The organism is Pleomorphochaeta sp. DL1XJH-081, assembly GCF_049310885.1.
GTDB lineage: Bacteria > Spirochaetota > Spirochaetia > Sphaerochaetales > Sphaerochaetaceae > CAYZJV01.
This window is the reverse complement of the sequence record NZ_JBMDYO010000123.1, coordinates 1-264: the sequence shown is the minus strand read 5'-3', so window position 1 is coordinate 264 and position 264 is coordinate 1. Positions and strand designations below refer to the sequence as shown.

1 protein-coding gene is annotated in these 264 nt (G+C 54.5%); it reads left to right on the top strand.

Annotation, left to right across the window (positions count from 1 at the left end):
- Positions 1-264, top strand: a 264-nt coding sequence (locus tag ACODJP_RS14155) for a 3'-5' exonuclease (protein ID WP_422482595.1), incomplete at both ends; no start/stop codon positions are given.

The window sequence follows — 264 nt, the reverse complement described above, 5'->3', positions numbered from 1 at the left end:
CTGGAGTTCCCCTACGTCTATCTGGTGGGAATGGAAGAGGGATTGCTGCCGCACCAAAGCAGCATTGATGAAGATAACGTCGATGAAGAGCGACGGTTAGCCTACGTTGGCATCACCCGTGCGCAGAAAGAGCTGACCTTTACGCTCTGTAAGGAGCGCCGGCAATATGGCGAACTGGTGCGTCCTGAACCGAGTCGTTTTCTGCTGGAGCTACCTCAGGACGACCTTATCTGGGAGCAGGCACGCAAAACCATTACGCCTGAA